18 protein-coding genes are annotated in these 20,470 nt (G+C 56.0%); 7 read left to right on the top strand and 11 right to left on the bottom strand.

Annotated elements, in window-relative coordinates; translation table 11 throughout:
• Positions 1–173 precede the first annotated feature (173 nt).
• From rutG to rutA, 7 genes are read right to left on the bottom strand one after another with little or no spacing between them, the layout of a single operon-like run.
• Positions 174–1,496, bottom strand: a complete 1,323-nt coding sequence (gene rutG, locus QVF11_RS08370; protein ID WP_112215193.1) for a pyrimidine utilization transport protein G — start codon at positions 1,494–1,496, stop codon at positions 174–176.
• Positions 1,497–1,517: 21 nt separating this feature from the next.
• The gene (gene rutF, locus QVF11_RS08375; RefSeq protein ID WP_112215192.1) at positions 1,518–2,012 is read right to left on the bottom strand and encodes an NADH-dependent FMN reductase RutF; all 495 of its coding nucleotides are present in this window, start codon (positions 2,010–2,012) and stop codon (positions 1,518–1,520) included.
• Between the two features lie 9 nt (positions 2,013–2,021).
• Positions 2,022–2,612 (bottom strand): malonic semialdehyde reductase, encoded by a 591-nt coding sequence (locus tag QVF11_RS08380; protein ID WP_287856286.1) that lies wholly within the window; start codon positions 2,610–2,612, stop codon positions 2,022–2,024.
• Positions 2,609–3,412 carry a pyrimidine utilization protein D gene (gene rutD / locus QVF11_RS08385; protein ID WP_112215190.1) on the bottom strand — a complete coding sequence of 268 codons (804 nt, stop codon included), beginning with the start codon at positions 3,410–3,412 and terminating at the stop codon, positions 2,609–2,611. The genes QVF11_RS08380 and rutD overlap by 4 nt, the downstream gene beginning before the upstream one ends.
• Positions 3,409–3,801: a pyrimidine utilization protein C gene (gene rutC, locus QVF11_RS08390; protein ID WP_112215189.1), complete on the bottom strand. Its 393-nt coding sequence runs from the start codon at positions 3,799–3,801 to the stop codon at positions 3,409–3,411. Before rutC ends, rutD begins: the two co-directional genes overlap by 4 nt.
• The gene (rutB, locus tag QVF11_RS08395) at positions 3,794–4,504 is read right to left on the bottom strand and encodes a pyrimidine utilization protein B (RefSeq protein WP_287856288.1); all 711 of its coding nucleotides are present in this window, start codon (positions 4,502–4,504) and stop codon (positions 3,794–3,796) included. The genes rutC and rutB overlap by 8 nt, the downstream gene beginning before the upstream one ends.
• Complete coding sequence (rutA, locus tag QVF11_RS08400) at positions 4,504–5,595, bottom strand: pyrimidine utilization protein A (protein ID WP_112215187.1); 1,092 nt, start codon at positions 5,593–5,595, stop codon at positions 4,504–4,506. Before rutA ends, rutB begins: the two co-directional genes overlap by 1 nt.
• Before the next feature lie 285 nt (positions 5,596–5,880).
• Here rutA and rutR point away from each other — a divergent pair, with 285 nt between their 5' ends.
• Positions 5,881–6,519, top strand: a complete 639-nt coding sequence (gene rutR, locus QVF11_RS08405; protein ID WP_142463152.1) for an HTH-type transcriptional regulator RutR — start codon at positions 5,881–5,883, stop codon at positions 6,517–6,519.
• Here rutR and QVF11_RS08410 read toward each other — a convergent pair.
• Positions 6,516–6,911, bottom strand: a complete 396-nt coding sequence (locus tag QVF11_RS08410) for a lysozyme inhibitor LprI family protein (RefSeq protein ID WP_112215186.1) — start codon at positions 6,909–6,911, stop codon at positions 6,516–6,518. The genes rutR and QVF11_RS08410 overlap by 4 nt on opposite strands.
• 252 nt (positions 6,912–7,163) lie before the next feature.
• A complete protein-coding gene (putA, locus tag QVF11_RS08415) occupies positions 7,164–11,126 on the bottom strand; it encodes a trifunctional transcriptional regulator/proline dehydrogenase/L-glutamate gamma-semialdehyde dehydrogenase (RefSeq protein WP_287856292.1) in 3,963 nt (1,320 codons plus the stop codon).
• 557 nt (positions 11,127–11,683) lie between these two features.
• Between putA and putP the strand changes: the two genes are divergently transcribed.
• A complete protein-coding gene (gene putP / locus QVF11_RS08420; protein ID WP_287856294.1) occupies positions 11,684–13,192 on the top strand; it encodes a sodium/proline symporter PutP in 1,509 nt (502 codons plus the stop codon).
• A gap of 111 nt (positions 13,193–13,303) precedes the next feature.
• Positions 13,304–13,738 carry a DUF3574 domain-containing protein gene (locus QVF11_RS08425; RefSeq protein ID WP_112215181.1) on the top strand — a complete coding sequence of 145 codons (435 nt, stop codon included), beginning with the start codon at positions 13,304–13,306 and terminating at the stop codon, positions 13,736–13,738.
• A 188-nt stretch (positions 13,739–13,926) separates the two neighbouring features.
• Here the strand turns inward: QVF11_RS08425 and QVF11_RS08430 are convergent, their stop codons facing one another.
• Positions 13,927–15,111, bottom strand: a complete 1,185-nt coding sequence (locus QVF11_RS08430; protein ID WP_142463155.1) for a NupC/NupG family nucleoside CNT transporter — start codon at positions 15,109–15,111, stop codon at positions 13,927–13,929.
• A gap of 273 nt (positions 15,112–15,384) precedes the next feature.
• On the opposite strand from QVF11_RS08430, the gene efeU reads away from it, so the two are divergent.
• The 4 genes from efeU to phoH all read left to right on the top strand — a co-directional run bounded on the left by efeU (position 15,385) and on the right by phoH (position 19,977).
• Positions 15,385–16,215, top strand: coding sequence for an iron uptake transporter permease EfeU (gene efeU, locus QVF11_RS08435; RefSeq protein WP_112215180.1), 831 nt, complete (start codon positions 15,385–15,387; stop codon positions 16,213–16,215).
• Positions 16,216–16,266: 51 nt separating this feature from the next.
• Positions 16,267–17,394, top strand: coding sequence for an iron uptake system protein EfeO (efeO, locus tag QVF11_RS08440; RefSeq protein WP_287856298.1), 1,128 nt, complete (start codon positions 16,267–16,269; stop codon positions 17,392–17,394).
• Between the two features lie 4 nt (positions 17,395–17,398).
• Complete coding sequence (gene efeB / locus QVF11_RS08445) at positions 17,399–18,679, top strand: iron uptake transporter deferrochelatase/peroxidase subunit (protein WP_287856300.1); 1,281 nt, start codon at positions 17,399–17,401, stop codon at positions 18,677–18,679.
• 509 nt (positions 18,680–19,188) lie between these two features.
• The gene (gene phoH, locus QVF11_RS08450) at positions 19,189–19,977 is read left to right on the top strand and encodes a phosphate starvation-inducible protein PhoH (protein ID WP_181421921.1); all 789 of its coding nucleotides are present in this window, start codon (positions 19,189–19,191) and stop codon (positions 19,975–19,977) included.
• Positions 19,978–20,027: 50 nt separating this feature from the next.
• Here the strand turns inward: phoH and QVF11_RS08455 are convergent, their stop codons facing one another.
• On the bottom strand, positions 20,028–20,321 hold the full coding sequence (locus QVF11_RS08455) for a YciI family protein (protein WP_112215176.1): 294 nt from the start codon (positions 20,319–20,321) through the stop codon (positions 20,028–20,030).
• Positions 20,322–20,470: the final 149 nt, after the last annotated feature.

Below are 20,470 nucleotides of genomic sequence, written 5' to 3' on the forward strand. Positions count from 1 at the left end.
CGGAGAAAGCACCGGCAACTAAAAATGATTGCAGACGTTCACAGTATCTACCAGATCGCAGACGGCGGGGGACCTGTAGTCCTGCGCCGCCCCCAGGAGCACAGCGCAGGATGGCATAATTTCCCGGAGGCGATGCTGCGCATCTGTCCAGGTTACAGGTACGTACCAGCGGGTTAAACAGGGGTGACGTCAGGTTGTTTGACTTCATGCTGACGGCGGTTAAGCAGCGCGTGGAGCAGAATCGCGCCGAATGTCGCCGTACCGATCCCGCCGAGGGTAAAGCCGCCCAGCGATAGCGCAAAATCGCCCGCGCCCAGCACCAGCGTTACCGCGACCATAATCAGATTGCCGTTCTGGCTCAAATCCACCCGGTTTTGTACCCAAATCCGCGCACCCGCGACGGCAATCAAACCAAATACCACAATGGATGCGCCGCCGATAACCGGCCCGGGAATAGTGTGGATTAGCGCACCGAATTTCGGCGAAAATCCGAGGAGCATCGCAATTACTGCCGCCGCGACGAACACCAGCGTGGAGTACACTTTGGTTACCGCCATCACGCCGATATTCTCTGCATAAGTGGTCACGCCGCTGCCGCCAACCGAACCTGAAAGCATGGTTGCCAGTCCATCGCCGACAAACGCACGTCCCATATACGGATCCATATTGCGCCCGGTCATCCCGGCAACCGCCTTCAGGTGGCCGAGGTTTTCCGCAACCAGAATCACTGCGACCGGTGCGATCAGCATCATCGCCTGGCTGTTAAACGTTGGAGTTGTCACCAGCGGCATACCAAACCACGCCGCCTGTTCAAGCAGGCTAAAATCGAGCGGCTTGCCGAGCCCAAACACGTTCGCCAGCAGCGCGTAGAGCGCGCAGGCGACTATCAGCCCAACGAGGATCAGCAGCCGCTGCAGCATCCCGCGGGTAAACACCGCCACCAGGCCGATGCACAGAACGGTCAGCACCGCCATCCAGCCGTCGAAGGGCGTTGCCGACACGCTGCGCACCGCGATTGGCGCGAGATTCAGGCCGATCGCCATGACTACCGCACCGGTCACCACCGGCGGCATCATCCGCTCAATCCAGCGGGTGCCGATTTTCATCACCACCAGGCCAATCAGGGTATAAACCAGCCCGCAGATAATAATACCGCCCAGCGCGACGCTCAGGTGCGGGTTTAGCCCCTGGCCGTTAAAACCGGTGACGGCGATCACCACGCCGACGAAGGCGGCGCTGGAACCAAGATAGCTCGGCACACGCCCGCCGGTGACCAAAAAGAACAGCAGGGTGCCGATGCCGGACATCAGGATTGACAGATTGGGATCCAGCCCCATCAGGATTGGCATCAGCACGGTTGCGCCAAACATCGCCACCGCGTGCTGAACGCCCATCACCACGGTTTGCCCGGCAGACAGCCGTTCATCGGGAGCGACGACGCCGGACTCGGCGGAGGGGGAGGTTAACTGCCAGCGAGGAAAATCGAAGAGAGCCATGATGAGATCCTGGGTTTTAGGTTAACAGGCTGGGCGCATCAGCGTGTGGTAGCCGCGGTCGAACCACATCAGTCCACGCGGATCCGGATGGCGAACAATTGCCGCCACTTCACAAAACAGAATGTCGTGAGTCCCGACGCTAACAATCTGGCTGATGCGGCAGTCAAAGCTCACTAGCGCCTGTTCCAGACGCGGACAGCCGGTTGCGCCGGTTTGCCAGTCAGCGGCGGCGAAGCGTTCCGCCATCGGCGTTTTACCGCCAAACATGTTCGATAATCCCTCCTGACCGGCAGCCAGCGTGTTGACGCACAGCGCCTGGTGCTGGCTGAATATTGGCCAGACTGAGGCTGAACGATTCAGACACACCAACAGCGTGGGCGGCGCGTCGGTCACGCTGCAGACAGCGCTGGCGGTAAACCCCGCGCGGCCTGCCGGGCCATCGGTGGTAATAATGTTAACCGCCGCCCCAACGTGGGCCATGGCGTCGCGGAAGCTTTGTTTATCGGTAATAGACATGCGGGCTCCTTATGCCAGCTGGCAGGCATCATCGAAGGTAAGACGCGGCAGGCGGTCGTACAGTTTGCTGGTATCGCCGTAGCCAATGTTAATCAGCAGGTTGCTTTTCCAGCCGCCGTCGGCAAAAAATGCCGCATCGACCTTTTCGCGATCAAAACCCGACATTGGACCGGTATCCAGGCCCAGCGCCCGACAGGCGAAAATCAGATATGCCGCCTGTAATGAGCTGTTGCGAAAGGCCGTCTCTTCCGCCAGCTGTGGGCTGGAGGTGAACCAGCTACGGGCGTCACCGTGTGGAAACAGTTCCGGCAGGCGGTCATAGAATGCGCTGTCCCAGGCCACAATCGCGGTGACCGGGGCCTGCATGGTCTTCTCCAGATTGCCGCTGGACAGAGCCGAACGCAGCTTCTCTTTACCCTCTGGCGTGCGGATAAAAACGATGCGTGCCGGGGAGCAGTTGGCGGAGGTGGGCCCCATTTTCATCAAGGCGTAGATTTCCCGCAGCTGGTCGTCGGTGACCGGTTTGTCCAGCCAGCCGTTGTGGGTTCTGGCTTCGGTAAACAGCGTGGCGCAGGCGGCCGGGCTAATGGCTTCGCTCATAGATCCTCCTGAACTGCGGGCAGCATGGTGGCCAGCCCGTCGCATAAAATAGGGTTGAAGGTGGCGGTGTCAGTGACGTTGCAAGCGTGGCCGCCCCAGGCCATTTCCACCAGTTGGCTGCCGGGGATTGCCGCTTGCAGCACGCGGGAGCAGGAGGCCGGAACCAGCAGATCGTCGGCCGCGCTGATGATGAGCGTCGGGCAGGTTATTGCCGCTGCCCGCCGTGAAAAGTCGGCCTGCTTAAGGGCATTAAGCCTTTTGAGCAGATTATCTTTGCCCTGAAAATGGCTGATGGCGAGCGCGTCTTCGGCCTCGAGGCGCGGCAGGCGCGCGGCCATCCACTCCGCCGGATAGAGAAACAGCGGCTGCGCTTCAACCCATGCCTGAGCGCCGCCCGCGTGCAGCAGGCGCTCGCGCACCAGAAAGCAGCGACGGGTATGCGGGGAGAGCGTCAGCCAGCCGTTAATCAGCACCAGGGCGCTGACCGCCTCGGGAAAATCCAGCGCCAACTGCAGGCCAATCAGTGCGCCGAGCGCGTGACCGACCAGGGCAAAACGCGAAACTCCCGCCTCTTGCAGCGCCGCGTACAGCTCCTGCGACATGGTTGCCATGCTGTAGCCTGCGGGCAGCGTGCCGCCGTTTTCGCCGGTGCCGTTATGGTCATAGCTCACCAGTTGATACTGCGTTTCCAGCGCCGCGCGCTGCGCCAGCCAGTAGCCGCCCGCGCCGCCGAGCCCGGCGCTCAGCACCACCACCGGCGCGCCCGGATAAGGCGCCGGGGAGATATTGAGTTTAATCATGCCGGTTTCCCGATATGCGCGACGGTCGCTATCTCTACCAGCGCATCAGGCTTCACCAGCCCGCACTGAATGCAGAAACGCGCCGGTTTGTCGCCGGGGAAGAATTCAGCGTAGACCTCGTTAATCGCGGCGTAGTTTTTCCAGTCGGTGATAAAGATGCTGTTGAAGGTCACATCCTCCATACTCCCCCCCGCCGTCTCGATAACGCTCTTGATGGTGTCGAGCACGTGACGGGTTTGCGCCTTTGGGTCGCCGATGTAAACCACGTTGTTTTGCTTATCAAACGGCAGCGTGCCGGAGACGTAAACCACGCCGTCGGCCAGCGTACCGGGGACAAACGGCGCGATTGGCGTGGTGGTGCCTGGCGGAATAATTACCTGTTTAGGCATAACGTTTCTCCTCCGGGAATGAGATCGGTGCTGCGGGCTCAAGAGCCGTGCAGAAGCTGGTGACGTCGCTGACCCAGCCAAAGAAGGTTTCAATATTGAACAGCGCCGCCTGCTGGGCGAACGACGGCCCGGCCTGGTGGGTGGCATCCTCAAGCACGATGCCGAAATATTCGAGGAAGAAGCCATCGCGCAGGGTAGACTCTACGCAGACGTTGGTGGCGATGCCGGTAAAAACCAGGTGGCGAATGCCGCGACTGCGCAGGATGCTGTCGAGCGCGGTGTTGAAGAAGCCGCTGTAGCGTGGTTTGGGCAGCACAATATCGCCCGGCAGCGGTTTGAGCTGATCGACCAGTTGATAGTCCCAGCCGCCCTTAGCCAACAGCTTGCCCTGCAGCTCAGGGTTTTTACGCATGGTTTTCAGCGCGTTGGATTTATGAAAATTCGGTGAGCCGGGGCCACCGGCTTCCACATACTGGTCGTCCCAGCCGTTCTGGAACCAGATAATCAGCATTCCGGCGGCGCGCGCGGCGGCAACGGCGGTGTTGATATTGTCGATTACCGGTCGGGTGGCGGAAACGTCAAATCCGGCGAGGTCAAGATAACCCCCAAGGCTGGCGTAGGCGTTCTGCATATCCACCACGATCAGCGCGCTTTGCTGCGGCACGAAGGTCAGGGATTCCGGGCGAGCGGGAAGGGTAATCATCAGGCAACCTCTTGAGTGAGTGTGGCGATATGGTCGCGGCAGCGCATCAGCGGCTGGATGCGCTGACCAAAGGCTTCGATGCCGATAAGGAAATCATCAAACGTTAGCAGCACGCCGTCGGTGCCGGGGACTGCCGCCACTTCGTCGAGCATGCGGGCGACGTTGGCGTAAGAGCCGACGAGAGTGCCCATATTGATGTTGACTGCTGAGGTGGGGTCGGCCATCTGGCGGACGTTAGTGTCGCTGCCGGAGCGGGTATCTTTCTGGCTCTGTTCGGTCAGCCATGCCAGCGCTTCTTCATCTGCGCCAGCTTTGTAGTGCTCCCATTTGGCGCGGGCTGCCTCATCGGTCTCGTCGGCAATCACCATAAACAGCACGTAGGAGCCGACATCACGGCCGGTTTTTTCCGCTGCCTGCATCATCCGCGCTGCGGTAGGAGCGAAGGCGGCGGGGGTGTTAACCCCTTTACCGAAGCAGAAGTTGTAGTCAGCGTGCTGGGCGGAGAATGCCATTCCGGCATCACTCTGCCCGGCGCAGATCACCTTCATCGGCTGCGACGGCTGCGGGCTAACGCGGCAATCGTTCATGGTGAAATAGTCGCCTTTAAAGTCGCTGCGTCCGGTGCCCCACAGGTCGCGCAGAACCTGAACATATTCGGTGAGATAGTCATAGCGACTGGCGAAGTAATCATCCCCCGGCCACATGCCCATCTGCTCATATTCCGGTTTTTGCCAACCGGTCACCAGATTGACGCCGAAGCGACCACCGGAGATGGAATCGATAGTCGAGGCCATGCGGGCGACGATTGCCGGGGGCAGCGTCAGCGTGGCGGCGGTGGCGTATATCTGAATGCGCGAGGTGACTGCCGCCAGCCCGGCCATCAGGGTGAAGGATTCAAGGTTGTGATCCCAAAATTCGGTTTTGCCGCCGAAGCCGCGCAGTTTGATCATCGAAAGGGCAAAATCAAAGTTGTAGTGCTCGGCTTTCTGCACGATGGCCTTATTCAGCTCGAACGTCGGCATGTACTGGGGAGCATGGGTGGAAATCAGCCAGCCGTTATTACCAATCGGAACGAAGACACCAATTTTCATACCTACCTCTCTGCATGTCGTTGAACAAGAAGTCGCGCGGCGCTGCATCCTGCATCTCCTTTGGTCGCCCCGTGTCAAAGGTAAAGCAAAGGTGATGCCAGTTTTGCAAAGGCTAATGTTATTAATGTGTTGCTGAGTGGTTGCTGAAAATAACAGCAAAAAAGTAGACTAAATGGTCAAAATCAGTGCACGAAAAAACCGCAGTCATGCGCAATCGAGGTGCAGAGAGTCGTGTCGGCGTTGGGCTTTTGCTATGCTGATGGCGTAAAAAGAAGGAGATGACCAATGGCACAGGGCGCCGTGAAAAAAACCGGAAAACGTTCACAGGCGGTGAGCGCAAAAAAAGAGGCTATTCTGGCCGCTGCGCTGGACGCATTCTCGCAGTTTGGTATCCACGGGACGCGCCTTGAACAAGTCGCCGAGCTGGCCGGGGTGTCAAAAACCAATTTGCTCTATTACTACCCGTCGAAAGAGGCGCTGTATATTGCCGTGCTGCAGCAGATTCTGGCTATCTGGCTGGCGCCGCTGAGGGCCTTTCGGGAAGATATCAGCCCGCTGGTGGCGATTGGCGAATATATCCGCCTCAAGCTGGAGGTATCCCGTGACCATCCGCAGGCGTCGAAGCTGTTTTGTCTGGAGATGCTTCAGGGCGCGCCGTTGCTGATGGGGGAGCTGACCGGCGATTTAAAAGCGCTGGTGGATGAGAAGTCGGCGATTGTTTCCGGCTGGGTCGAGAGCGGCAAGCTGGCGCCGGTCGACCCGCAGCATCTGATTTTTATGATTTGGGCGACCACCCAGCATTACGCCGATTTCGCTACTCAGGTTGAGGCGGTGACCGGCGCAACGCTGCGCGATGAGGCATTCTTTCAGCAAACCGTCGATAACGTGCAGCGGATGATTATCGAAGGTATTCGCCTGCGTTAATCAGCGGGCGGGAGAGGGCAGCTTTGATCGCCATCTTCGCACTGTAGTAGCGAAGCAAGGAACGACTCGCGCTCAACGGTTTTATCGGACATGCACTGGTTGATAAGCATCGGCTGTACGCTGCCGCCGTCTGCGCCGGAGGCGAGGAATTTGCAATCGTCATCGCGCAGGGTAATCCACGCCAGCTGTGCTTTTTTGAGTAATTCCTGCTGTTTGCCGGAGGCGCGCTTCAGTGCTTCCTGATAGGTTTCATTCAGTTTTTTATCCGCCGCCTGGTATTGGGCGGCGGTGCACTGATTCATCTCCGTTTGATTGCTGGCGTTGTTGCATTCGTCCGCCAGCGCATGAGTGCTTGCCAGCAGCGCGGTAAGCGCGAGTAAAGTGCGTTTCATTGGTCAACTCCCATAAAAAAAGCTCCCGTCCGGGAGCCTTAATTAACCACAGCCTGCGCCTGGTGTCATTAGCTGACGTTGATGCCGGTCTGTTTTCCCGGGGGCGGCGCAGAGCGCCTTGCCCGGGCTACAAGTGCGTATGGCCTGAAAGTTGGGTCGCCCGGGTAAGGCGTCAGCCGCGACCCGGGATTTATCAGGTTTGCGGGTTTTGTAGCCCGGACAGGCGCGCAGCGCCGCCTCCGGGACATTACCTTAACCAATTGTCATCAGGCTGGCGTTACCGCCTGCCGCGGCGGTATTAACGCTGAGCGAACGTTCAATATAGAGCCGTTCCAGCAATAGATTGTTCTCGCCGCGGGCGAAGCCCTGCACCGAAACAATCGCGCCATCGCGTGCCGCTACCTGCTCGCACAGTTCCCGCAGCTGATCGGAGTCGCCGTGATAGATAACCGCATCGAACGGTTCGGTCATCAGGGTTTCCGTTTTGGCAAAGTGGAGGCGTTCGCTGACTTCGCGCGGCAGCTTTTTCGCCAGCTCGCGCTGGAGAGGCGCATCTGGCCACAGCACTTCACAACCGACGGCGGTAACGCCCGCCAGCTGGGTCAGCGCATCCTGCTCGTTATCGGCCACGCACAGCACCCGGTCGCGTGGCATAAAGGTCAGAGTGTTGCGCTCCCCGGTTGGTCCTGGCAGCAGACGCTGGGTTCCGGCCTGCGCCTGTTCACTGAATGCCTGGCACAGGGCCTGTAATTCCGGACGGTCCGCTGCCCACTGCTGTAGTGCAAGCAGCGGTTTCTCCAGCAGCGTTTTCAACTGCGCATCCAGCGGGCGCTCGGCGTCCTGACGGGCGAGGGTGATCCCGACGGCGTTTTGTGGACGGCTGGAGAGCAGGCGGTACAGGTACAGCGGGCCGCCTGCTTTCGGACCGGTACCCGACAGCCCTTCGCCGCCGAACGGCTGCACGCCGACTACCGCGCCGACCATATTGCGGTTGACGTACAGGTTGCCGACGTTAGCGCTGCCGGTTACCTGAGCGATCGTCTCGTCGATACGGGTATGCACGCCGAGGGTCAGGCCGTAGCCGGAAGCGTTAATTTGCTCGACCAGTTGAGCCAGTTCATTGCGGTTATAGCGCACCACATGCAGCACCGGGCCGAAGACCTCTTTTTTCAGCTCGTCAAAACTATCGAGTTCAATAAGCGTTGGCGGAATAAAGGTACCGCTGGTCCACTCGCGGGAATCTTCGCCGTTTTCGCGCACCGCCTGGAAGACTTTGCGCCCTTTGGTCCGCAGCGTCTGGATATGGCGCTCGATGTTCTCTTTGGCTTCGGCATCGATCACCGGCCCGATATCGGTGGTCAGACGGCCCGGATTGCCCATCCGGCATTCGGCCATCGCGCCGCGTAGCATGGTCAGCGTATGCTCGGCGATGTCGTCCTGCAGGCACAGCACGCGCAGGGCGGAGCAGCGTTGACCTGCGCTGTCGAACGCCGAAGCAAGTACGTCGACAACTACCTGCTCAGTCAGGGCAGAGGAGTCGACGATCATCGCGTTCATGCCGCCGGTTTCGGCGATAAGCGGCGTCGGGCGACCCTGCGCGTCAAGACGGCTGGCGATATTGCGTTGTAATAAGGTGGCGACTTCGGTCGAGCCGGTAAACATCACGCCGCGCACGCGATCGTCTGACGTGAGCGCAGCACCAACGGTTTCCCCACGCCCTGGCAGCAGTTGAATCACCCCCGGCGGCACGCCAGCTTCCAGCAGGATTGCCACGCCCTGAGCGGCGATAAGCGGCGTCTGCTCGGCGGGCTTCGCCAGCACGGTATTGCCCGCCGCCAGCGCGGCGGCAATCTGGCCGGTAAAGATCGCCAGCGGGAAGTTCCACGGGCTGATACACACCACCGGGCCCAACGGGCGATGGGTTTCGTTATCAAAATCATCGCGGACCTGGCCGGCATAGTAGTGGAGGAAATCCACCGCTTCGCGCACTTCGGCGATGGCGTTACTGAAGGTTTTACCCGCTTCGCGCACCAGGATGCCCATCAGAGTCGGCATCTGGCTTTCCATCAGTATGGCGGCGCGTTCAAGGATTGCCGCGCGCTCCTGCGGCGGGGTGGCGAACCAGATTGGCGCATTGTTGACCGCGTTGCTCAGCGCCTGCTGAACTTCAGCCTCGCTGGCTTCACGCACGTGACCGACAATATCTTTTGGCTCCGCCGGGTTAATCACCGCCTGCGTCTCGCCTTCGGCAACCGGTTGTTCCAGCATCGGCAGCGCCTGCCATTTATGCAGGGCGCTATTTAATAAAGAAGAGGAGAGGGAGGCCAGACGATGCTCATTGGCCAGATCCAGACCGGCAGAGTTGCTGCGGCCTTTACCGTAGAGATCGCGCGGCAGCGGAATTTTCGGATGCGGCAGGCCGGTCTGACCTTCCTGCTGGGCCAGTTTTTCCACGGCGGTTACCGGGTCGGCAACCAGTTCATCCAGCGGCAGGGTATTATCGGCAATACGGTTAACGAATGAGGTGTTAGCGCCGTTTTCCAGCAGACGACGCACCAGATACGCCAGCAGCGTTTCGTGGGTGCCGACCGGGGCGTAAATACGGCACGGACGGTTCAGTTTGCCGTCGGCAACTTTACCGGTGACCTGCTCATACAGCGGCTCGCCCATGCCGTGCAGGCACTGGAATTCGTACTGCCCCGGATAGTAGTTCTGCCCGGCGAGCTGATAAATCGCCGCCAGGGTATGGGCGTTGTGGGTGGCGAACTGCGGATAAATCAGGTTCGGTACTGCCAGCAGTTTCTTCGCGCAGGCCAGATAAGAAACGTCGGTGTAGACCTTGCGGGTATAGACCGGATAGCCTTCGAGGCCGTCCATCTGCGCACGTTTGATCTCGCTGTCCCAGTAGGCACCTTTCACCAGGCGGATCATCAGACGACGGCGGCTTCGGGTGGCGAGGTCAATCAGGTAGTCAATGACAAATGGGCAGCGTTTCTGGTAGGCCTGGATAACAAAACCAATGCCGTTCCAGCCCGCCAGTTCTGGCTCAAAACAGAGTTTTTCCAGCAGATCGAGAGAGATCTCCAGACGGTCGGCCTCTTCGGCGTCGATGTTGATGCCAATATCGTACTGGCGCGCCAGCAGGGTCAGGGACTTCAGGCGCGGGTAAAGCTCTTCCATCGCGCGATCGTACTGAGCGCGGCTGTAGCGCGGGTGCAGCGCGGAGAGCTTAATTGAGATCCCCGGACCTTCATAAATACCGCGTCCGTTTGAGGCTTTGCCTATGGCGTGAATCGCCTGCTGATAGGAGACCATATAGGCCTGAGCATCGTCGGCGGTTAGCGCCGCTTCGCCGAGCATATCGTAGGAGTAGCGGAATCCTTTATCTTCCAGCTTGCGGGCGTTGGCCAGCGCTTCAGCAATGGTTTCGCCGGTAACAAATTGTTCGCCCATCAGGCGCATCGCCATATCGACGCCTTTGCGGATCAGCGGCTCGCCGCTCTTGCCGATAATACGGTTCAGTGAGCGCGACAGGCTGGTTTCGTTATGGGTTGAAACTAGCTTGCCGGTAAACAGCAGCCCCCAGGTGGCGGCGTTGACGAACAGCGATGGGCTACGGCCGATATGTGACTGCCAGTTGCCGTTGCTGATTTTGTCGCGAATTAGCGCATCACGGGTGGCTTTGTCGGGGATGCGCAGCAGCGCTTCCGCCAGGCACATCAGCGCCACGCCTTCCTGTGAGGAGAGCGAGAATTCCTGCAACAGGCTTTGCACCATGCCGGCGCGACCGCTGGCGGTTTTCTGATTACGCAGCTTTTCTGCCAGTTGATAAGCCAGCTTGTGCGCCCGCTCACCCAGGTTTTGCGGCAGACGAGCCTGTTCCAGCAGCATCGGCACGGCATCAGTTTCGGCCCAGCGCCAGGCGGCGGTAATGGAGGCGCGGGAGACGGATTGCGGCAGGATCTGCTCAGCGAATTCAAGGAACGGTTGATAAGGCTCATCGCCCGGATTGCCTGCTTCATCGCTTTCGTTAGCCGCACCAGCGAGTAGTGCTGGCAGCTCCGGCAGCGTCTCGTCGTTTTCCAGCTTTTCCAGATAGTTGAAGATGGCCTGTTTAATCAGCCAGTGCGGCGTGCGGTCAATACGGCTCGCCGCGGATTTAATGCGTTCGCGCGTCGCGTCGTCAAGTTTTACACCCATGGTGGTGGTGCCCATGTCAGGAACTCCTGTTATTGGTCATTCGCTTCATCCTTCAGCCTGCCTCTTTGTTGGCTGCATTTGCGCGCCCTGGTCACATAGTTATCTATGCTCCCAGGGTCTTACAAATTTGCACGCCTCGACGCAGATTGAATGATTTTGCGAACTTCGCTTCTGTGCAGTTATGCGGTTGCGTAGAAATATCTATCATGTTGCAACTTTGTGCAACCTTGTTAATTGAGAATTGTGTGGCAGGCTGAAAATTGCTTTGATTGTTAAAAATCATGATGAAAATAGCAGGAATTTATCCCCGGTCTAATAGGGTTTTTCTATGCGTCACTTAACACTTTTGCGTGGTGCAACCGGTAAAAACGTGAGAGAGTGCAACCTATAACAAAATGAAGTTTGGTCCCCGAAGCATTTCGTGTAAATGCTGTGTTAAATCGTTTGTGAAAAAACAAAGCTTCCGTCAGGATACGGTCGCCCAATACAACCAATATGCCATTACCCCGTTCCGGTAGTGGAAAAAACGACAAAGTTGGACGCTGTCGACAAAAAATTCTGGAGATTTTTGCATGGCTATTAGCACACCCATGTTGGTGACTTTTATTATTTACATTTTTGGCATGGTACTTATCGGTTTTATTGCCTGGCGATCGACCAGGAACTTCGATGACTATATTCTCGGCGGTCGTAGCCTCGGCCCATTCGTCACGGCACTTTCTGCCGGGGCTTCAGATATGAGCGGCTGGTTGTTAATGGGATTGCCGGGGGCGATATTTATTTCCGGTATCTCTGAAAGCTGGATTGCCATTGGCCTGACGTTAGGCGCATGGATTAACTGGAAGCTGGTGGCCGGTCGTTTACGCGTGCATACCGAGGTCAATAATAACGCCCTGACGCTGCCGGATTATTTCACCGGACGTTTTGAAGATAAAAGCCGCGTGCTGCGAATTATCTCAGCGCTGGTGATTTTGTTATTTTTCACCATCTATTGTGCGTCCGGAATTGTGGCCGGAGCCCGTTTGTTTGAAAGCACATTTGGTATGAGCTACGAAACCGCGCTGTGGGCCGGCGCGGCGGCAACCATTATTTATACCTTTGTCGGCGGTTTCCTCGCGGTGAGCTGGACCGATACCGTTCAGGCCAGCCTGATGATATTCGCCCTGATTCTGACGCCGGTTATGGTGATTATTTCCGTCGGCGGATTTGGCGATTCACTGGAAGTGATCAAGCAAAAGAGTATTGAGAACGTTGATATGCTCAAAGGGCTGAACTTCGTGGCGATTATTTCGCTAATGGGCTGGGGTCTTGGCTATTTCGGTCAGCCGCACATCCTGGCGCGCTTTATGGCGGCGGATTCGCACCACAGCATCGTTCATGCCCGTCGCATCAGCATGACCTGGATGATCCTCTGCCTGGCGGGTGCGGTTGCCGTTGGTTTCTTCGGTATCGCTTACTTTAATAACAACCCGGGCGTGGCGGGCGCGGTGAACCAGAATGCCGAACGCGTCTTTATCGAACTGGCGCAAATTCTGTTTAACCCGTGGATTGCCGGGATCCTGTTGTCGGCGATTCTGGCGGCGGTGATGTCGACTCTGAGCTGCCAGCTGTTGGTGTGCTCTAGCGCAATTACCGAAGACCTGTATAAAGCGTTTCTGCGTAAACATGCAAGTCAGAAAGAGCTGGTGTGGGTAGGGCGCTTTATGGTGCTGGTGGTGGCGCTGGTATCCATCGCGCTGGCGGCAAACCCGGATAACCGCGTACTGGGTCTGGTGAGCTACGCATGGGCGGGCTTTGGCGCGGCGTTTGGCCCGGTGGTGCTGTTCTCGGTGATGTGGTCACGAATGACGCGTAACGGCGCGCTGGCCGGGATGATTATCGGTGCAGTGACGGTGATTGTGTGGAAACAGTTCGCCTGGCTGGGCCTGTATGAAATTATTCCGGGCTTTATCTTTGGCAGCCTCGGAATTGTGGTCTTCAGCCTGCTGGGTAAAGCACCGTCGGCAGAAATGCAAAGACGCTTTGCCGAAGCGGACGCGCATTATCATACTGCGCCACCGGTACGTGCTACTGCGCAGTAATCCTCTGAATTGACCTCAAGCCCGTGTTCTGCGGGCTTTGCTATTTGTGCCTCTTGCTAATTGCTTGAAAATACGCTGATATCTCAGCACAAATAACAATGAGGGTACAAAATGAATTTCAGACAGGGTGCGATGGCGCTGGTACTGGCAGGGATATTAAGCGGCTGCGTGGCGCCTGCCGCGAAGACGGCCCCGGCGGCAGATGCTAACGCTTGCCCGACGGATAACGCCATGGTGCAGACGACGCTTTATTTCGGCTTAAGCCGTCCTGCGGGGAAAGATATTACCGCTCAGGAGTGGCAGCAGTTTGTTGACCGCGACGTGACGCCGCGCTTTCGTGATGGCCTGACGGTATTTGATGCGCGCGGTCAGTGGTTGGGTAACGACGGTACCGTCGCGCGCGAGCAGAGCAAGGCGCTGATGCTGATCCATGATAAAGAGGCTAAGAGCGAAGAGGGAATTGAAGCGCTGCGCAATACTTACAAATCACGTTTTGCGCAGGAGTCGGTGATGCGCGTTGACCAGCCAGTCTGCGTTCACTTTTAAATTGTGCCCTGATGGAATTGCCCGGTAGCGGCTAAAGCCTTACCCGGGCTTACGAGATCTACGTTGCGCGCGGTTTCCCGGAGGCGATGCTGCGCATCTGTCCGGGCTACCAAATCTTAGATTACATGAACTGTAGCCCGGGCAAGGCGTGTTGCGCCGTCCCCGGGAACACAGGCCAGCATTCCTGATTACAGTACCAGCCCCGCGAAGCTTGCCGAGAGCAAACTCACCAGCGTTGCGCCATACACCAGGCGCAGGCCGAAGCGGGAAACAATATTTCCCTGCTGTTCGTTCAGTCCTTTAATCGCCCCGGCAATAATGCCGATGGAAGCAAAGTTGGCGAAGGAAACCAGGAAGACCGACAAAATACCCAGCCCGCGCGGCGTCATGCTGGCGGCAATTTTTTGCAGCTCAATCATAGCGACGAATTCATTCGCCACCAGCTTGGTCGCCATAATACTGCCCGCGTTCAGCGCATCGCTTAGCGGAATACCAATCAGCCACGCCAGGGGATAAAAAACGTAGCCAAGGATCTGCTGGAAGCTCAGGCCAAACAGAGTGGCGAACAGGGCATTAATAGCGCTAATCAGGGCAATAAAACCAATTAACATCGCCAGAATGATCATTGCGACCTTAAAACCGGCCAGAATATATTCACCGAGCATTTCAAAGAAGCTTTGGGATTCATGCAGCTTCTCAAGCTTAATTTCTTCTTCGCTGCCAGGGCGCGTCGGGTTAATTATCGACAGCACAATAAAGGTGCTGAACATATTCAGAATCAGCGCCGCGACGACATATTTCGCGTCAAGCATACTCATATAAGCGCCGACAATGGACAGCGAAACCGTTGACATAGCGGTAGCCGACATGGTGAACAGGCGGCGTGATGAGAGATCGCCAAGGACGCCTTTATAGGCAATAAAGTTCTCTGATTGTCCAAGGATCAGCGAGCTGACCGCGTTAAACGATTCCAGCTTGCCCATGCCGTTAACCTTTGACAGCAGGGTACCAATCAAGCGAATGAAAATGGGGAGAATACGCCAGTGCTGAAGAATACCGATCAGCGCTGAGATAAAGACAATGGGACAAAGTACGCCGAGGAAAATAAACGCCAGCCCTTTTTCACTCATGCCACCAAATACAAAATTGGTTCCTTCGGCGGCAAAACCGAGGAGCGATTCAAAGAATGAAGCGATATTTTTCACTAGCCACAGGCCGCTTTCGGCGTGGAGAAAAAAGAAAGCCAGCGCAATTTCGATAACAATTAACTGGATAATATAGCGAATGCGGATTTTCTTACGGTCGTAGCTGACAAGCCAGGCCAGGGCGAGGATAACCACCAGCGCCAGCAGGAAGTGCAAATATTGAGTCATGTTGTTCATTTCATAGGTAAATAAGGCCGCCATTTAGCCACAGCCGTGAAGCCGGGTAAATATCTGGCGCCAAAAATCCCATCATCCTGCCGTTCTTTGTTGCGGTAGAGAGATAATCCCGCAAGTCATTATTTGTTAGCGATTAATTTACAAATCGTCATCATTATCTACACATTTCACTTGTGTTTCTGATTATTGTAATGATAATCACTATCAGAAATATTTACCTATCTTTGCATCAATTGACTGCGATTCACATTTAAGGGTATCGGCATGTTTGTCCCATTTCTCATCATGTTACGTGAAGGCCTGGAAGCAGCGCTGATTGTCAGCCTGATCGCCAGCTATCTGAAACGCACCCAGCGCGGCAACTGGATTGGCGTAATGTGGATTGGGGTATTTCTGGCTGCGGCACTGTGCCTGGGGCTGGGGATCTTTATCAACGAAACAACCGGCGAATTTCCGCAGCGCGAGCAGGAACTGTTCGAAGGCATCGTGGCGGTAGTGGCGGTGTGCATTCTGACCTGGATGGTGTTCTGGATGCGTAAAGTTTCGCGCAACGTAAAGCAGCAGCTTGAGCAAGCAGTCGACAATGCCCTTCAGCGCGGGAACAACCACGGCTGGGCGCTGGTGATGATGGTCTTTTTCGCCGTGGCTCGCGAAGGTCTGGAATCGGTGTTTTTCCTGCTGGCCGCTTTCCAGCAGGATGTGGGAATCTGGCCGCCCATCGGGGCCATGTTGGGTCTGGCAACTGCAATTGTTTTAGGGTTCCTGATCTACTGGGGCGGCATCCGTATGAATCTCGGCGTGTTTTTCAAATGGACCAGCCTGTTTATTTTGCTGGTTGCCGCAGGCCTGGCGGCGGGGGCTATCCGCGCCTTCCATGAAGCTGGACTGTGGAATCATTTCCAGGATGTTGCCTTCGACCTGAGCAACATTCTTTCTACGCATACGCTATTTGGCACGCTGCTGGAGGGGATTTTTGGCTATCAGGAAACGCCGACCATCAGCGAAGTTGCAGTCTACTTTATTTATTTGATTCCGGCGCTAGTGCTGTTTGTCCTGCCGCCGAGCAATAAAACCACCGCATCCCGAACCGCTTAGTCGGCATTGCGGATTGAAATAGTTACAACATACTTATCGAAAGGGATGGTCATGATGAATCATTTTCGTCGCAATGCGCTGCATATTACCGTTGCTGCGCTGTTCAGCTCTGCTTTTTACGCCCACGCTGCCGATATTCCGCAAGTAAAAGTCACTGTCACCGACAAACAGTGCGAACCGATGAACGTCACTGTGAAAGCGGGTAAAACCCAGTTCATCATTCAGAACCACAGCCAGAAGGCGTTGGAGTGGGAAATTCTGAAAGGTGTGATGGTGGTGGAAGAGCGCGAGAATATCGCCCCTGGTTTTACGCAAAAGCTGACGGCGAACCTGCAGCCGGGTGAATATGACATGACCTGCGGCCTGCTGACTAACCCTAAAGGTAAGCTCACCGTGACCGGTGAAGCGACTAAAGATGCTGCTAAAGCTGAAGCGCTGCTCAGCCTCGGTGAAGCTATTACCGCCTATAAAGCCTACGTCACTGCTGAGACCGCTGAACTGGTTAGCGGCACCAAAGCCTTTACCGATGCGGTGAAAGCGGGCGATATCGAGAAGGCAAAAGCCCTCTACGCGCCGACGCGCCAGCACTATGAACGCATTGAACCCATTGCCGAGCTGTTCTCTGACCTCGACGGCAGTATTGATGCCCGTGAAGATGACTACGAGAAAAAAGCAGAAGATCCGAAGTTCACCGGCTTCCACCGTCTGGAAAAAGCGCTGTTTGGCGATAACAGCGTCAAAGGAATGGATAAATATGCCGATCAGCTGAACACCGACGTTCTCGATTTGCAAAAGCGCATTAGCGAACTGGCCTTCCCACCATCAAAAGTGGTCGGCGGCGCAGCTGGTTTGATTGAAGAAGTGGCGGCCAGCAAAATTAGCGGTGAAGAAGATCGCTATAGCCATACCGATCTGTGGGATTTCCAGGCCAACATTGACGGGGCGCAGAAAATTGTCGACCTGCTGCGTCCGCAGTTGCAAAAAGAGAACAGCACGCTGCTGGCGAAAGTGGATGCCAACTTCAAGAAAGTGGATAGCATCCTGAGTAAATACCGCACTAAAGACGGTTTTGAGACCTATGACAAGCTGACGGATGCGGATCGCAATGCGCTGAAAGGCCCGATCACCACTCTGGCGGAAGATCTGGCACAACTGCGCGGGATCCTCGGTCTGGACTAAGTCGATGGCAGAGCAAAATAATGATGTGAATGAGCCGTCACGGCGCCGGCTTTTAAAAGGGATTGGCGCGCTTGGCGGCGCGTTGGCTATCAGCGGCGGCTGTCCGGTGGCGCATGCGGCAAAAGACAACAGCTCTCCGGGGACGTTGTCGCCAAACGCGCGCATGGAAGCGCAGCCGTTTTATGGTCCGCATCAGGCCGGTGTACTGACGCCACAGCAGGCTTCGATGATGATTGTCGCTTTCGACGTGCTTGCCAGTGATAAAGCGGATCTGGAGCGGTTATTTCGCCTGCTGACTCAACGTATTGCCTTTTTGACCAAAGGTGGGCCTGCGCCGGAGACGCCAAATCCGCGTTTGCCGCCGATGGATTCCGGAATATTGGGGCCGTGGATTGCCCCGGATAATCTGACTATGACGGTATCCGTGGGTCATTCGCTGTTTGACGAGCGTTTTGGCCTGGCCAACCGCGCGCCGAAAAAGCTGCAAAAGATGACGCGTTTTCCTAATGACTCTCTGGATGCGGCGCTGTGCCACGGCGACCTGCTGCTGCAAATTTGCGCCAATACTCAGGATACGGTGATACATGCCTTGCGGGATGTGATTAAGCACACCCCGGACCTGCTCAGCGTACGCTGGAAGCGGGAAGGCTTCATTTCTGATAGCGCAGCGCGCAGTAAAGGTAAAGAGACGCCGGTTAATCTGCTGGGCTTTAAAGACGGTACCGCTAATCCTGTCAGTACCGATAACGCGCTGATGGATAAAGTGGTGTGGGTTACCACCGACCAGGGGGAGCCTGCCTGGGCGACGGGCGGTAGCTATCAGGCGGCGCGAATTATTCAGTTTCACGTTGAGTTCTGGGATCGTACGCCGTTAAAAGAGCAGCAGACGATTTTTGGTCGCGATAAACAGACCGGTGCTCCGCTGGGGATGCAGCACGAGCACGACGCGCCGGATTACAGCAAGGACCCGGATGGCGATACTATTGCACTCGATAGTCATATTCGTCTGGCAAATCCGCGCACGCCGGAGACCGAGTCCAGTCTGATGATGCGCCGGGGATATAGCTATTCTCTGGGAGTGACGAACTCAGGCCAGCTGGATATGGGGTTGCTGTTTGTTTGCTATCAGCACGATCTGGAAAAAGGCTTTCTGACGGTGCAAAAGCGTCTGAACGGTGAGGCGCTGGAAGAGTACGTGAAGCCGATCGGCGGAGGGTATTTCTTTGTTCTGCCGGGAGTTATCGATAGTCAGCACTATCTCGGGCAATCGCTGCTCGAAGCCTGAAGCTCCTGCCCGTAAGGGCAGGGCGTTTTCTGCTGTTTTTCCATTCTTTTTTTGTATTTCCTGCCTTGTTTAATTTTTCTGTAATCTTAATGTCGGAAACTCCTCTCAGCTGCAATGAGAATTATTTGTTGTCTTTATGTGAAAAATAAGTTGCATTAAGAATTATTTTTGATGTACTTATTAAAGACGCGGTAGTTCCCGGCAGTGATGTCGTTTCACTATGGAGATCGCGAATGCCCGATTGCTGTAACGGAAAACGTCAAAACTCATACCGTACTTCTCAGCACGGGGGCCACACTTCCGGCCGCGATTCTCACACCTCAAATTTATCCTCCACTACAACAGAAAACTCGAACCCAGACAGGGTGCGCGGTGCGCGTAGCCGTGACCCGTTGTCAATTCGACAGGCAAGCAATGGCTTACAAGGAAGCCAAACCTCAATCGTTCGTGCGCATAATCGCGTCGATGTTGACGCGTGTGATGTAAACCAACAACGCAAGGTGCTATCCATGGGAAGACAAAAAGCAGTGACCAAAGCTCGTCGTGAGGCCAAACGTGTGCTGAGACAGGATTCGCGCAGCCATAAACAGCGCGAAGAAGAATCGGTCACATCGCTTGTGCAAATGAGTGGCGTAGAAGCAATTGGTATGGCGCGGGATAGTCGCGATGCATCGCCAATTGAAGCGCGCAATGACGCTCAGGCGCATTATTTGAATGCCATCGACAATAAACAGTTGATCTTTGCGACAGGCGAGGCCGGGTGCGGGAAGACCTGGATTAGTGCGGCAAAAGCAGCTGAAGCCCTGATCCATAAGGATGTGGACAGAATTATTGTTACCCGTCCCGTTCTGCAAGCCGACGAAGATCTCGGCTTCTTACCGGGAGATATCGCCGAGAAATTCGCTCCCTACTTTCGACCGGTTTATGACGTGCTGGTGAAGAGGTTGGGCGCTTCCTTTATGCAATACTGCCTGCGTCCGGAAATCGGCAAGGTGGAAATCGCGCCGTTCGCTTATATGCGCGGACGTACATTTGAAAATGCAGTCGTGATTCTGGACGAGGCTCAGAACGTGACCGCTGCGCAAATGAAAATGTTTTTGACCCGCCTCGGGGAGAACGTGACGGTTATCGTCAATGGCGACATTACCCAGTGTGATTTACCCTCTGGCGTAAGGTCTGGCCTGGTCGATGCGCTGGCGCGTTTTGAAGAAGATGAGATGGTTGGGGTGGTGCGCTTCACGACCGATGACTGCGTGCGTTCAACGCTTTGCCAGCGTGCGCTTAAAGCCTACTACTGATTATTTTTGAGTCTGCAAAGCCCGGGAAACCGGGCTTTGTTTTTGCTGGTTTAAAGCAAGTTCTGCAGCGGGGGAGCGGTCATCGTGGCTTCGAAAGGAATAATATCGACTTTCGCGACGCCCGATTGCTGGAACGGATCCTGACTCAGCCAGGTCCGTAGCAAATCCATGTCATCACCTTTTGCCAGAATGACTCCGCCAGATCTGGGGATCTTACGCCCTGAAGCAAGAAATAATCCGTCAGCGTAGCCTTTTTTAAGCCATTCCACGTGTGCAGCAAGCTGCGCGTCAACTTCATCTAACGGTTTAACGTAAGTCAGAACAATAACTGCAATGGTGCTCATTTGGATGTCCATCTTTTATATGGGTATATAAAAGTAGCATGCGTAGAGTTGCGGATGATAGTAGGCCGAATGCAGTTTCTGGATGGTGCAACAGGCGAAAAAAAAGCCCGTACTTGCGTACGAGCTCTTCTTAAAATATGGCGGTGAGG

Source organism: Klebsiella sp. (genome assembly GCF_027492335.1).
GTDB classification, from domain to species: Bacteria; Pseudomonadota; Gammaproteobacteria; order Enterobacterales; family Enterobacteriaceae; genus Klebsiella; species Klebsiella huaxiensis.